Genomic DNA, 13,719 nt, shown 5'->3' with positions numbered 1-13,719 from the left:
GGCTGTTTACCACTGCTCGTGCTGCGGGTACAGCGGGAAATCGGCGGCCAGCTTGTCGACGCGGGCCTGGAGGCTTTCGACGTCGGTGGCGGAGCCGGACTTCAGTGCGGTGGCGATGATCTCGGCAACCTCGGTGAACTCGGTGGCGCCGAACCCGCGGGTAGCCAGGGCAGGCGTACCGATACGCAGGCCGGAGGTGACCATCGGCGGGCGGGGATCGAACGGAACAGCATTGCGGTTCACGGTGATGCCCACCGAGTGCAGGAGGTCTTCGGCCTGCTGGCCGTCCAGCTGCGAGTTGCGCAGGTCAACCAGGACCAAGTGGACATCGGTGCCGCCGGTGAGGACCGAGACGCCGGCGTCGGCGACGTCGGACTGGTTCAGGCGGTCGGCGATGATCTTGGCACCTTCAAGGACGCGCTGCTGGCGCTCCTTGAACTCTTCGCTGCCGGCGATCTTGAAGGCAACAGCCTTGGCCGCGATGACGTGCATGAGCGGGCCGCCCTGCTGGCCCGGGAAGACGTTGGAATTGATCTTCTTGCCGTACTGCTCCTTGGCCAGGATGACGCCGGAACGCGGGCCTGCGAGGGTCTTGTGCACGGTGGAGGTGACGACGTCGGAGTGCGGCACCGGGCTCGGGTGCAGGCCTGCTGCGACCAGGCCGGCGAAGTGGGCCATGTCAGTCCAGAGCAGGGCGCCAACCTCGTCCGCGATGGAGCGGAAGGCGGCGAAGTCGAGGTGGCGGGGGTACGCGGACCAGCCGGCGATGATGACCTGCGGCTTCTCGGCGATGGCCTGCTCGCGGAGCTTGTCCATGTCGATACGGAAGTTGTCTTCTTCGACCTGGTAGGCAGCCACGTTGTAGAGCTTGCCGGAGAAGTTCAGCTTCATGCCGTGGGTCAGGTGGCCACCGTGGGCCAGGGACAGACCGAGGATCTTGTCGCCCGGGGTGATCATGGCGGACAGTGCTGCGGCATTTGCCTGTGCACCGGAGTGCGGCTGGACGTTGGCGTACTCGGCGCCGAACAGTTCCTTGACGCGGTCGATGGCAAGCTGCTCAGCGACGTCGACGTATTCACAACCGCCGTAGTAGCGCTTGCCCGGGTAACCCTCTGCGTACTTGTTGGTCAGGACGGAGCCCTGGGCTTCCATCACGGCGCGGGGGGCGAAGTTTTCGGAGGCAATCATTTCCAGGGTGCCGCGCTGGCGGCCGAGCTCCTGGTCGAGGACTGCGGCGATCTCGGGGTCGAGTTCGGCGAGCGACTGGTTGCTGACAGTCGCTGAAGTAGTGGTGTTAGTCACGGAGATCTCCTGGCTAGGCAACGGGTGGTGCTACAGGTCAGGCTACCGGCAGCAGCATTCCCGCGTCCCCTTGATGACAGGAGGCATCGGTCACGTGCGTGCGACGGTAAGACATGACCCTCGGCCCAGGCGTACGATCCGTGGTCTTCGTAATTGCCGCTCCCTGGTGGTAGTCCACCCAACGCCAGTTGCGACCCGTTAACAGTACAACAAGGCAGCACCGGTAGGCTTGTCCGTGTGACTGACTCCACCGCTTTTGTTGTGACCCTTTCCTGCCCCGACCGCCCCGGCATCGTCCACGCTGTTGCCGGCGCCCTCCTTGGCGCGGGGTGCAACATCGCCGATTCGCAACAGTACGGAAGCCCCACTACAGGCAACTTCTTCATGCGCGTGGAGGCAACGACGTCGAGCACCCAGGCGGAGCTGACGGCGGCGCTGCGGCCTGTCGCCGAAACCTTCGGCATGACCTGGCAGATCAACCCCGTGGGCGAAAAGGTGCGCACGATCATCCTGTGTTCCAAGGATGCCCACTGCCTCAACGATCTGCTGTTCCAGCAGCGCGCCGGTACCCTGCCCATCGACGTTCCGGCCATTGTGTCCAACCACCGCGATCTGGAGCCCTTGGCCGAGTTCTACGGCATCCCGTTCCACCACATCCCTGTCACTCCTGAGACCAAGCCGCAGGCCGAGGCTGAACTCCTGAAACTCATTGCCGAGCATGATGTTGAGCTCACCGTATTGGCCCGCTACATGCAGGTTCTCTCCAACGATCTCTGCACGGAGTTGAACGGCAAGGCCATCAACATCCATCACTCGTTCCTCCCCTCCTTCAAGGGGGCCAAGCCGTACCACCAGGCGCACGCCCGGGGCGTGAAGATCATCGGTGCCACTGCACACTATGTGACAGCGGACCTGGACGAGGGCCCGATCATCGAGCAGGAAGTCATCCGGGTGGACCACGCCCGCACGGCTGCCCAGTTCGTCCAGATGGGCCGCGACGTGGAGGGCCGCACCCTGGCACAGGCTGTCCAGTGGCACGCCGAACACCGGGTGCTCCTGGATGGCACCCGTACCGTGGTGTTCAACTAACCCCTGCACCCAACTAGGTAACAGCAAACGTCCCACTGACCCTTCACAGCGACGTTTGCTGTTACTTGGTTGGGAATATGCTGGGGCACATGGCTCCCTCTTACACGTTCGCCGGGGACACCCCGGCCATCCATGAAACCGCCTTCGTGGCGCCTACGGCATCAATCATTGGAAAGGCCACACTGGCCCAGGACTCCAGCGCCTTTTACGGCGTCTCCGTCCGGGCCGACACCGCCGCCATCAAGGTTGGTGCGGGATCCAATCTCCAGGACAACGTAGTCCTGCACGCGGATCCTGGCTTCCCCTGCACCGTTGGTGAGCGCGTCTCCGTGGGGCACAGCGCAGTAGTCCATGGTTGCACTGTGGAGGACGACTGCCTGATCGGCATGAGCGCAACCATTCTCAACGGCGCAGTGATCGGAACGGGCTCGCTCATCGCTGCAGGAGCCGTGGTCCTGGAGGGCACGGTCATCCCCCCGCGATCGCTTGTAGCCGGTGTACCGGCAAAGGTCCGGCGTGAGCTCACGGACGAGGAATTTGAGGGCGTGAAGCACAACGCCGCCCACTATAAGGAACTGGCCGCCGCGCACCGGGAGATGCACGCCTCTTAAATGCCGACTGCGAGGCCCGCTCTTCGCACTACCCAAGGGATTTAGTGCGCAAAGCGGGCCTCGCAACTGGATTAGTCCAGCGAGATCGGGCCGAGCTCGTCCAGAAGGTCACCCGGACCGGGGTTCCCCGCAGCCGAGGATCCACCCAGGTGGTTCACCACGCCCCACACCGCGTTCAGGCCCGTGGTCACAGCGCCCTCGGCCCATCCTGCAGTGAAGGACACGTCGTCGCCGGCCAGGAAAATGCCCCGCTGGTCCTGGGGCAGCTTGTCCTGCTTGAAGTGCGTGAACAGCCGCTGCTGGTAACGGTAATGCCCGGGCAGGTTCGCCTTGAAGGCACCCATGAAGTTCGGATCCGCTTCCCAGGAGACTGTGATGGGCTGGCCCACAATGTGGCTGGCGATGTCCACACCCGGGTAGATCTGCTCCAGCGAGTGCAGCATCAGCTTCACCCGCTCCTCCGCGGTGAGCGCGAGCCACTTCAGGGCATCGTCGTTCCAGGTGTACGACAGGAGGATGACAGCGGGCTTGTCGGGGCCGTCGTCGAGCAAGTATGTTGCCCGGTTGAGGCGGTCGGTGAGCGTCATGGACAGCACTTCGCGCCCGGTCTCCGGGTCGATGTCCTTCCAGAACGGGCGGTCAACCATCACGAAGGTCTTGGACGACTGCATGTAGTGCGAGCGCTCGATCGCGGTCCACATCTCGGCTGGGAAGAGCGCTTCCTCGGTGTGGATGCGGGTGGACAGCAGCCAGGACTGGCAGGTGGTCACCACGGCCTGGTAGCTGGCTTCGCGTCCCCAGTTTTCCCGCACCACGAGGTCCCCGTTGGCGGCACGGCGGATGTTGTCCACGGCTCCGCGCGGCGAACCGAAGTGCAACGACGCCAGCGAGGTGCCTTCCGGCCAGTGCTTGAGGCCCGACGGCGCGTGGTTCCACAGTGCCTCAGGGAGCCTTTGCGCTCCACCGACGATGGAGCGGTGCTGGTCGTCGGCGTCGGTGTACACGACGCGCAGGATCTCGAGGATGGAGTTGGGGAAGTCCGTGTCCCAGCCACCCGTGCCGAAACCTACCTGGCCGAAAGCCTCGCGGTGGGCGAACCCGGCTTCCTTGAAGGACTTGCTGGCGGCGATGAAGCCATAGAAGGTCTGCTCGTCCAGCTCGGGAAGGATCGCGTTCCACAGTTCCTTGATGCGCTTGGTGTCGCGGGCTTTGATGGCTTCCTGCATCTGGGTGAAGGCGGCACCGTCGTTGATTGCGGCTTTCCAGGCGTCGGCGACCTCGCGGAAGAACTCTGGCAACTCATCGGCAGTTGTGGCGTAGTGCTTCTTGCCGGCGAGTTCGATCACGGTGCTGGACGTTGCCGGCGCCATGGGGTTGGGGAAATCGTTGGTGTCCAGGCCCAGCAGGTCCACGTAGTGGTAGAACGCCTTGCCGGACACCGGGAAGCGCATGCCGCCGAGATCGGCCACGACGCCGGGAGCAGAGGGGAAACTGGCCGTGCGGAGGCGGCCGCCGATCTGGTCGGCTTCGTAAATGACCGGCTTGAGGCCGAGCTTCATGAGTTCGTAGGCAGCTACGAGTCCGGAGAGCCCGGCACCGATGACGGCCACTTCCGTGCCGTACTTCTCCTCCGGGATGGCCCCGAGTCCGGCCGGGTTGGCCAGGTAGTGGTCGTAGCTGAAGGGGAAGTCCGGGTTCAGCATGGTGATGGGGGCTTCCGTGGAGCCCTTCGCGGGAGCGGCCGCGTCTGCGAGTGGGAGTTCGGTAGCGATGGTCATGGCTTTGCTGCTTTCACAGGTTCCGGGCCCATGGCCCTGGTTGTCAGTTCACGGTAGTCCTGCTCGCTGAGCGCGGCTACCTTGGAGTTCCGGCGTCCATAGCCGAAGTAGATGGCGATGCCCACCACCATCCAGACACCGAAGGTGATCCAGGTGTCGGCACCAAGGTTGAGCATCAGGTAGGCACACATAAGGGCGCCCAGGATCGGCGTGATCGGATACAGCGGGACGCGGAAGCTGCGCTCAAGGTCCGGGCGGTTCCGCCGAAGATAGATCACCGCGATGTTTACCAACGCGAAGGCAAACAGGGTGCCGATGCTGGTGGCGTCCGCGAGCGCACCCAGCGGCACCAAGCCGGCGGTGAGGGCGACGGCGGTACCAATGATGAGCGTTCCGGCCACCGGGGTGCCGGTTCGGTGGGATACGCGGCCGAAGATTTTGGGCACCATGCCATCGCGGGACATGGACATCATGATGCGGGTTTGCCCGTAGAGAACCGTCAAGACAATGCTGGCGATCGCCAGCACAGCTCCGACGGAGAAGACCAGGGCGATCCAGGGCTGGCCCGTGATCTCATGCAGGATCTGCACCAGGGCCGCTTCGGTACCGTCGAACCATCCCCAAGGACGGGCACCGATTGCCGCCACTGAGACCAGGACGTAGATGCTGGTGACGATCACCATGGAGAGCATGATGGCCCGGGGCAGGTCGCGCTTGGGGTTCTTGGCCTCTTCACCGGCGGTGGAGGCGGCGTCGAATCCGATGTAGGAGAAGAACACGCTTGAGGCGGCGGCCGAAACACCGGCGGCCCCCATGGGCAGGAGAGGCTCGAAGTTGCCTGCGTTGAACGCCGTGAAGGCCACTGCGCAGAAGAAGACCAGGATGCCAACCTTGATGATGACGATCGCGGTATTGATCCATGCGCTCTCACGGGCTCCCCGGACCAGGAGGATCATGGCGAAGACCACGATCACCACAGCAGGTACGTTGACCAGGCCCCCGTCCCCCGGCGGCTGTGACAACGCGTCGGGAAGGAATTGCCCGAACGCAGCCAGGGTCTCGTTGACGTATTGTCCGGCCCCGACAGCAACGGCTGCTACGGAGACCGCGTATTCGAGGACGAGGCACCATCCACAGATCCACGCCATTCCTTCGCCCATGGTGGCGTAGGAGTAGGAGTAACTGGAGCCGGCTACGGGGACAAGCCCGGCCATTTCGGCGTAGGAGACAGCGGACAGGAGCGCCGCCAGCCCGGCAATGACAAAGGAGATCCAGATCGCCGGACCCGCCAGTGGAACGGATTCGCCGAGGATGACGAGGATGCCGGTGCCCAGGGTGGCGCCGACGCTGATCATGGTCAGTTGCAGCACGCCGAAGCTGCGGACCAGCGGCGTGCCGCCTTCGCCGCTGCCGGACTCGCTGACCATTTGCCCAATGGGCTTACGACGCAACAGCTGGGCTCCCAGGCCCAGCTTGGCAGCACTCACCGCCGCAGTGTTTTCGGTGTTCACAGGCACAGTCACCCTTGACGTCCCTTCCAAGTAGTTTCGATTTCCCCTCCACAAGACTGGCATGTGAGCCACCTCTCACCACGGTGCAAAATGACCTATAGTGTTCAACCATGAGACGTAATGCACACTATCAAGAGCCCGCCACGGCGGTCCTCTCCGGGCAGGTCACCGTTGATCTGTCTGCTATTTCAGACAATGTCAAAGCCCTGAAAAAGCGCACTGAAGCGCCGTTTTTCATGGCCGTCGTCAAGGGCAACGCCTACGGGCATGGCTTGGTGGAAGTTGCCCGTACGGCGGCAGAAGCCGGGGCCGACTGGCTGGGGACCGCCCAGCTCACGGAAGCAATCGCCCTCCGCAAGGCGGGGATCACCCTGCCCATACTTTCCTGGCTCTATCTGGCATCCCAGACAAGCGCCACCATTCTTGAAGCACTGGAAAACGACATCGACGTCTCCCTCGGCAGCGTCGGCCAACTGGAGGTACTGGCAGGCATCGCGTCCCGCCTGGGCCGTCCCGCCGTCGTGCATCTCGAACTGGACAGCGGCCTGAGCCGCGGCGGCGCACGCAAGGAAGACTGGCCGGAGCTCGTGGCGCAGGCACGGCAAGCGGAGCTCGACGGCACCCTGCGCGTCCGGGGCCTTTGGACCCACTTGGCCTGGGCCGATGTCCCCGCCCACCCGGGCAACGCGGCCGCTGTGGCTGAGTTCGAGGACGCCGTCCGTGAGGCCCGTGAGGCCGGGCTGACCCCGGAACTCAGGCACGTTTCGAGCTCCGCGAACATCCTGGACCGGCCTGAATTCCACTTCGACATGGTCCGCGCCGGGCTGGCAATCTATGGCCTCGCTCCCGCTGACCACCTGGACCCCGCCGATTTCGGGCTGCGCCCAGCACTGAGCGTCACGGCACCGCTGGTGATGGTCAAAAAAGTCCCCGCAGGCACAGGCGTGAGTTACGAACACCAGGCCATCACCTACGAACCCCGGTACCTCGGACTCATCCCGTTGGGCTACGCCGACGGCATTCCCAAGGGCATCAGCGGCCGTTCCGTAGTGAACATCGCCGGCCGCAGTGTCCCCGTGATCGGCAAAGTCTGCATGGACCAGTTCATGGTGGATCTCGGACCGGACGCCTCCGGCATTGCCGTCGGTGACACCGCTGTGCTTTTCGGCGATCCCTCCACAGGGGCCGCGAGCGCCGACGACTGGGGCGCCGCCATCGGCAGCCACGGCGACGAAATCATCAACCGGATAGCGCCACGCCTCCCCCGCGCCTATTCCACCAGTGCTTACGAATGCCCCGACTACCAGGAGCCGGCTTCCGCCGGGCAGGGCAATGTCGCCTGAGCCCGCCACCGCCCGCCTCAGTTTCGTCACGCTCGAACAGTTCGTTGAGCAGCTGCCGCCGGAGTTGACCATGCTTCACGACGGCGGCAGCGGCGCGTCGTTGCTGAGGTGGGTGGAACCCAGTGAGCTGGAAGACCCCACGCCCTACCTGCCGGAGGGCGAGTTCCTCCTCACCGCCGGGCTGCCTTTCCTTGGGAAGGGTGGCTCGGCGGCGAAGGTGGACGCCTACGTCCGGCGCCTGGTGGCTGCGAAAGTTGCCGCTCTCGGCTTCGGTATCAGGCCCTATTTCGACGCCGTTCCCGCCGCGCTGATCGAAGCGTGCCGCACGCACAACCTCACCTTGTTCGAGGTCCCGGAATCGGTGCCTTTCGCGGCCATCGGGCTGGAATTCTCGCAGCTGCTGGAATCGGACAACGCCCGCGTTTTCCGGCAGCTCGCCGAAACCAACCGTCAGCTCATGCGCGCGGTCCTCTCCCCCAGGCCCGAACACGAACTGCTGGCCGCCCTCGTCCAACGCGTGCCGGTGTGGGCACTGCTGGTGGGGGCTGACGGGCGGGTCCGGGCGCGTGGGCACAACGCCGGCGGCAGCACCGGCGTCGAACACTCCTTGCTGGCACCGATGCTCGAGCGGTTGCTGTCCGGCAGCGGTCCACGCGTGGAGATGGACGGGTTCGAACAACCGGGTTCAGCGCTGGTGTTCGGGCACCCGCTCCGCAGCACCAAAGACGCCAACCTCGGTGCGTTGATCCTGGGTTCGGACGCTCCCCTCTCTCCTGCGCAGAACAATGTGGTCCAGGCCGCCGTGGGGTTGTTGGAATTGTTGGTCCGGCAGCGGACCAGCGGCTCCCTTGCCCCCAGCCAGCTGGCCACGGCGATGTTGCTGCATCCCGAGTCGCTGGTGTCCGGCGGAACGAAACACGTCAATGGCCTGAAGGATCTGCTGGCCCAGAGCCTGTCGTCCACCCGGTCCGCCCAGATGCGCGTGATTCAGGGGATCCGCGTGGAGGGGGCGGCGGACGATGGCCCCGTGCGCGAGGTCCTGCAGTGGCGCCGGCTGTTCGATACCAAGCTTGTGGAGATCACCGAGTACGGCTTCGCGGCCATCACCCGCCTGAAGGTGGACGATTCCCTGTTAGCCGATGTCGAAAAGCTCGGCTGGCGCCTGGTGATCGGCGAGCCCACGGAACTTCATGGCCTCTCGGCGGCCTACCAGCGTGCAAGCTCACTGCGAAGCCGCGTGGCCTCCACTGGTGTCAGCACCCGGGTGGATGAAGTGACCTGGTCCGTCACCGGATTGTTGGGCCGCGAGGCAGGGACCATGCTCGCCGAGCGTCTGCTGGCACCGTTGCTGGCCCTGGAACCGGACCGGAGGGATCCGCTCTTATGCGTCCTGCGGGGTTGGCTGAGCGAAAACGGCAGCTGGGACGGCTCCGCGAAGCTCCTTGGCCTGCACCGCAACAGCGTCCGGCGGCAGATCGGCGTTCTGGGCGAACTCCTGGACATGGACCTCAACCAGGCGCAGGTCCGGGCCGAGCTGTGGATCGCGCTGCAGTACGTGGACGAGTTGGTCGGGACTGATCCTGTGGGCACCACCTAGATGAAGCCCAATCCGTCTGTGCAAGCCGCTTCCACCACTCATCTTTCCCGTTTTCGCCACCTAATTTGGCTGCATGGCGTCTAGGGAGAGCCTCGTGAATCGTACGCTTCAGGAACACCACCCGCGTACGACCCACAAGGAGCAACAAGTGTCCAAGCTGCCCACAGTCACCCCCAAACTACGGGTGTGGATCGCCGCCGCGTTCGGAGTGGCCCTGCTCCTTTGGTTCGCAACGGGCGCGCTCTCCGGCCATGGAATCGTCAAAGCAGCTCATCTTGACCTGCAGAACACCGCTGACGGGGGTTTCCGGTTCGGACTCGACATCGCAAACGGTGCCATCCTCGGCCTGTTGCTGACCATCGGGTTCATCGTCTCCCTGGCCAACCTCATCCGCGTCCACCGCAAGCGGATCCAGAGCGGAGCCTAGCGGTCCCATTCGTTGTACAGTTCCGGCCTGCGCTCGCGCAGGTACGGGACTTCCTCACGGGCGGCCTTGACCATTTCCGTGCCGACCTCGGCGAACAGCAATGCTGCACCCTCCCCCGCGGCAGCCAGCAAGGAACCGTCAGGAGCGGCCACCACGCTGCCACCCAGGAAGTTGTACACGTCCTCATGCCCTGAGTGGTTGGCGTAGGCCACATTCAGCTGGCTCTCCAGGGCGCGGGCGCGGATCAGCACCTGCGGCACGTTGTCGAACCCTGCCGACAGCGCTGTCGGAACAAGCAGGAGTTCGGCGCCGCGGGTGGCTGCGGCACGCACCGCTTCAGGGAACTCGACGTCGTAGCAGATCAGCATCGACGTGCGGATTCCGTTGAAATCCACGACGGCGGGAGGTTCTTCAGCGCCGACGAACGCCTTGTGCTCTTCGGGACCGAAGAGGTGGACCTTGGCATAATTGAGGACCTCGTTGCCGCCGGCGTCCAGCAAAGTAGCCGTGATGTGCCATGCGTCGTCAGCCTGAGGCGGCTGCGCGGCGTCGTCGTCCTGCTCCTGAATCTGCGCCTGCGCCAGCGCCGGGAGACTGTAGACCAAGCCGATCCTGTGGGTGCGGGCAATGGTGGCGAGGCGTTCCCGGATCGACGGGAGTGTTGCGGCGTCCAACTCCGCGTGCAGGCGCAATGGCGCATATCCGACAGGGAACAGCTCCGGAGTGAGGAGCAGGCCGGCCCCCGCGTTGGAGGCACGCTTGGCTGCGTCCTCAATAGTGCGCAGATTGGCGTCCACGTCCAAAACGGAAGCGTTCGCCTGCAGGATTGCGAGCAGCATCATTACCACCTTGTTTCGCCTGATCCCCGCCGTTCACGCGCAGGGACATCTTCTTGCCTCAAGCCTAGGCCCGGCTTTGACGCGTGCCGCGGGGCAATTGGACCCGCAGGCCCCGTACGTGGGACTCATTGCACGCCTTCCCTTCTTGCGCGGCCCGCTCTGCGTCGTAAAAGTTGGCGATAGGGCGCATTAGGGGCCTCGGAAGGGGTACATAGCGGGCACGTTTGCGTTGGAGTATCTCGGTGAAGGTTGACTCGCTGTGTTCACTTCTTGACTACAACATGTTTTCTGGGGCAATCTTCTTGTCATGCCCGCTACGCAGCGCTCAACGAAGAGCCACCCAAGAAAACCCGGCTCGCAGTCCGCGCTCCGCCACCTTAATCAGCAACGCATCATCGAGTGCTTGCTGAGCGGGCCCTCGACGCAGGCAGAGCTGTCGCGGCAGACCGGGCTCTCCACCGCCACGATCTCCAACATCGTCAAAATCATGCAGGACGCCGGCCTTGTCTCCACTGAGCCGACCACAAGTTCCGGCCGCCGGGCAACCAACGTCAGGCTGAACAGCAACGGGGCGGTCGCCGTCGGAATCGACTTCGGGCGCCGCCACCTCCGGGTGGTCCTGGCATCGCTGGGCTATCACGTCATTGCCGAGGATTACATCGAATTGCCGCTGGGTCACCAGGCAGAGGAAGGCATCGCCGCCGCAGTCCGGCTGCTCGAAAAACTGCTCCGTGAAAACGGCATCGACCGCACGGCGGTAGTAGGCGCGGGCGCCGGCATTCCCGGCCCCATCGACCGGAGATCGGGCACCGTGGCACAGGGCGCCATCCTGCCCGAGTGGGTAGGCATCGACATCCTCCACCGCTTGGAAGAGGCCCTCAACTGCCCCGTCTTTGTTGATAACGACGCCAATCTGGGCGCCTTGTCCGAAGTGACCTGGGGTCCGCACAGCGGGGTCTCCAACCTGATGTTCCTCAAGATCGGTTCGGGTATCGGCGCCGGGCTTATCCTCAACGGATTCCCGTACTACGGCAACGTGGGCATCACGGGAGAAATCGGGCACGCGACCATCCACGAACACGGCCTGGTGTGCCGCTGCGGCAACAGGGGTTGCCTCGAAACGATAGCGTCCACCACCACCATGATCGAGTTGCTAGGGCGTGGTCAGGACACCTTGTTGACGCCGCTGGATATCGTCCGCAATTGCCTCGCCGGAGACTCGGCGACCCAACGCGTTGTCGACGACGCCGGCCTGGCAGTCGGGCGGGCACTGGGCAATGTCTCGAACCTGATCAACCCCGAAGTGATCGTCGTTGGAGGCCCGCTGGCGGGGCTCGGGGACCTCCTGCTGGACCCCATCCGCAGGGGCCTTGTGCGCCACGCCGTGCCGGTCGTCGGCGAGACGACACACCTGGCGATGTCGTCCCTCGGAGCCCGCGCGGAAGCCCTCGGAGCGGCCGCGCTGGTGTTCCAGCACGCCGGTATTACCGGTAGGTAACGAAATCGTTAGCTGGATCATGCGTTCAAGTCTTGACGACAAGATAGGTGATCCAGTTTACTTTTTCATCAGACAGCTCCGCCGTTTGCGGGGCCGACAACGAAGTCATGCATTGGAGGCGTAAGGGCTGATGACATCCCTCGACACGCAAGGCGAGCCCATCCTGTTGGAGATGCGCTCCATCACCAAGGAATTCCCTGGAGTGAAAGCCTTGTCGAATGTAAGCCTGCGCGTTATGGCCGGCGAGATCCACGCGATTTGTGGCGAGAACGGTGCAGGCAAATCCACGCTGATGAAGGTCCTGTCCGGGGTTTACCCCTACGGCAGCTACACCGGCGACATCGTGTACCAGGCCGAGACGCAGCAGTTCAAGGACATCCGGGCCAGTGAAGCAGCCGGCATCGTGATCATCCACCAGGAGCTGGCGCTGATCCCGGAACTTTCCATCATGGAAAACATCTTCCTGGGCAACGAACCCACAAAGTGGGGCGTCATTGACTGGGCAGAGGCCCGCAAGCGTTCCCTCGAACTCCTGGCACGCGTAGGCCTGCGGGAAGACCCGGATACCCCCATCAAGGAAATCGGCGTCGGAAAGCAGCAGCTGGTGGAAATTGCCAAGGCGCTGAACAAGTCCGTGAAGCTGCTGATCCTGGACGAGCCCACGGCGGCCCTGAACGAATCGGACTCCCAGCACCTGCTGGACCTGATCCTCGGCCTCAAGGGCCGCGGCATCACCTCCATCATCATTTCCCACAAGCTCAACGAGATCGAGCAGATCGCGGACGAGATCACCATCATCCGCGACGGCAAGTCGATTGAAACCCTGAACGTCAAGCGCGACGGCGTGGACGAAGACCGCATCATCAAGGGCATGGTCGGCCGGACGCTCGAGTCCCGCTTCCCGGACCACGAACCGAAGATCGGCGAGGTCTTCTTCGAGGTCAAGGACTGGACCGTGGGCCACCCGCAGATCCAGGACCGCCTCATCTGCAAGGGCTCCAACTTCTTTGTGCGCCGCGGCGAAATCGTTGGTTTCGCGGGCCTCATGGGCGCCGGCCGCACGGAACTGGCACGCTCGGTGTTCGGCCACTCCTACGGCCGTTTCATCAAGGGCCAGATCTACAAGGACGGCAAGCCGATCCAGATCCGCAGCGTCCGCGCCGCCATCGACGCCGGACTCGGCTACGTGACCGAAGACCGGAAATCGCTCGGGCTGAACCTGCTGGATGACATCAAGACGACCACCGTCGCTGCCAACCTTCGCGCCATCAGCAACTACTCCGTAGTGGATGACCGCAAGGAGTTCAGCGTCGCGGAGGAATACCGGAAGTCGCTCCGGACCAAGACCCCATCGGTTGAGGAAGGCGTAGCCAAACTCTCCGGCGGCAACCAGCAGAAGGTGGTCCTGGCCAAGTGGATGTTCACCGACCCGGACCTGCTGATCCTGGATGAACCCACACGTGGCATTGACGTCGGCGCCAAGTATGAGATCTACGGCATCATCCAGAGGCTGGCGAACCAAGGCAAGGGAGTGATTGTCATTTCCTCGGAGCTTCCAGAACTCCTGGGCCTGTCCGACCGCATCTACACCATCTTCGAAGGCGCCATCACCGGTGTCCTCGACAAGAACGAAGCAAGCCAGGAAAGCCTCATGAAGCTGATGACTTCCTCCCGCAAAGCAGCTTGACCCTTTGGCCCAGCCCCGCCCCTTCCTGACACAAGGA

Annotated in this window: 11 protein-coding genes; 7 read left to right on the top strand and 4 right to left on the bottom strand. The window is 63.9% G+C overall.

What is annotated here, in order from left to right; genetic code table 11:
* Window positions 1–6: 6 nt before the first annotated feature.
* Complete coding sequence (glyA, locus tag N5P29_RS06205; protein WP_262277763.1) at window positions 7–1,302, bottom strand: serine hydroxymethyltransferase; 1,296 nt, start codon at window positions 1,300–1,302, stop codon at window positions 7–9.
* 237 nt (window positions 1,303–1,539) lie between these two features.
* On the opposite strand from glyA, the gene purU reads away from it, so the two are divergent.
* A complete protein-coding gene (purU, locus tag N5P29_RS06200; protein WP_262277762.1) occupies window positions 1,540–2,391 on the top strand; it encodes a formyltetrahydrofolate deformylase in 852 nt (283 codons plus the stop codon).
* A gap of 89 nt (window positions 2,392–2,480) precedes the next feature.
* Entirely contained in the window at window positions 2,481–3,002 is a 522-nt protein-coding gene (locus tag N5P29_RS06195) for a gamma carbonic anhydrase family protein (protein ID WP_262277761.1), read from the top strand.
* A gap of 71 nt (window positions 3,003–3,073) precedes the next feature.
* Here N5P29_RS06195 and N5P29_RS06190 read toward each other — a convergent pair whose 3' ends face one another.
* The gene (locus tag N5P29_RS06190; protein WP_262277760.1) at window positions 3,074–4,780 is read right to left on the bottom strand and encodes a flavin monoamine oxidase family protein; all 1,707 of its coding nucleotides are present in this window, start codon (window positions 4,778–4,780) and stop codon (window positions 3,074–3,076) included.
* Entirely contained in the window at window positions 4,777–6,291 is a 1,515-nt protein-coding gene (locus N5P29_RS06185; protein ID WP_410007898.1) for an amino acid permease, read from the bottom strand. Before N5P29_RS06185 ends, N5P29_RS06190 begins: the two co-directional genes overlap by 4 nt.
* Window positions 6,292–6,401: 110 nt before the next feature.
* Between N5P29_RS06185 and alr the strand changes: the two genes are divergently transcribed.
* The 3 genes from alr to N5P29_RS06170 all read left to right on the top strand — a co-directional run bounded on the left by alr (window position 6,402) and on the right by N5P29_RS06170 (window position 9,658).
* Window positions 6,402–7,634: an alanine racemase gene (alr, locus tag N5P29_RS06180; protein WP_262277759.1), complete on the top strand. Its 1,233-nt coding sequence runs from the start codon at window positions 6,402–6,404 to the stop codon at window positions 7,632–7,634.
* Window positions 7,624–9,231, top strand: a complete 1,608-nt coding sequence (locus N5P29_RS06175) for a PucR family transcriptional regulator (protein ID WP_262277758.1) — start codon at window positions 7,624–7,626, stop codon at window positions 9,229–9,231. The genes alr and N5P29_RS06175 overlap by 11 nt, the downstream gene beginning before the upstream one ends.
* Before the next feature lie 94 nt (window positions 9,232–9,325).
* Window positions 9,326–9,658, top strand: a complete 333-nt coding sequence (locus N5P29_RS06170) for a hypothetical protein (protein WP_262277757.1) — start codon at window positions 9,326–9,328, stop codon at window positions 9,656–9,658.
* On the opposite strand, the gene N5P29_RS06165 is transcribed toward N5P29_RS06170, so the two are convergent.
* Window positions 9,655–10,500: a carbon-nitrogen hydrolase family protein gene (locus N5P29_RS06165; protein WP_262277756.1), complete on the bottom strand. Its 846-nt coding sequence runs from the start codon at window positions 10,498–10,500 to the stop codon at window positions 9,655–9,657. The two genes, N5P29_RS06170 and N5P29_RS06165, sit on opposite strands and share 4 nt — an antisense overlap.
* Before the next feature lie 304 nt (window positions 10,501–10,804).
* Here N5P29_RS06165 and N5P29_RS06160 point away from each other — a divergent pair, with 304 nt between their 5' ends.
* Together N5P29_RS06160 and mmsA are read left to right on the top strand one after the other, a co-directional pair.
* Window positions 10,805–11,995 carry an ROK family transcriptional regulator gene (locus N5P29_RS06160; protein WP_144662380.1) on the top strand — a complete coding sequence of 397 codons (1,191 nt, stop codon included), beginning with the start codon at window positions 10,805–10,807 and terminating at the stop codon, window positions 11,993–11,995.
* Window positions 11,996–12,125: 130 nt separating this feature from the next.
* Window positions 12,126–13,682, top strand: a complete 1,557-nt coding sequence (gene mmsA, locus N5P29_RS06155; protein WP_262277755.1) for a multiple monosaccharide ABC transporter ATP-binding protein — start codon at window positions 12,126–12,128, stop codon at window positions 13,680–13,682.
* Window positions 13,683–13,719: the final 37 nt, after the last annotated feature.

This window comes from Paenarthrobacter sp. JL.01a, from assembly GCF_025452095.1.
Lineage (GTDB): Bacteria > Actinomycetota > Actinomycetes > Actinomycetales > Micrococcaceae > Arthrobacter.
The sequence above is the reverse complement of the archived record's forward strand: the minus strand, read 5'-3'. Positions and strand labels throughout refer to the sequence as shown.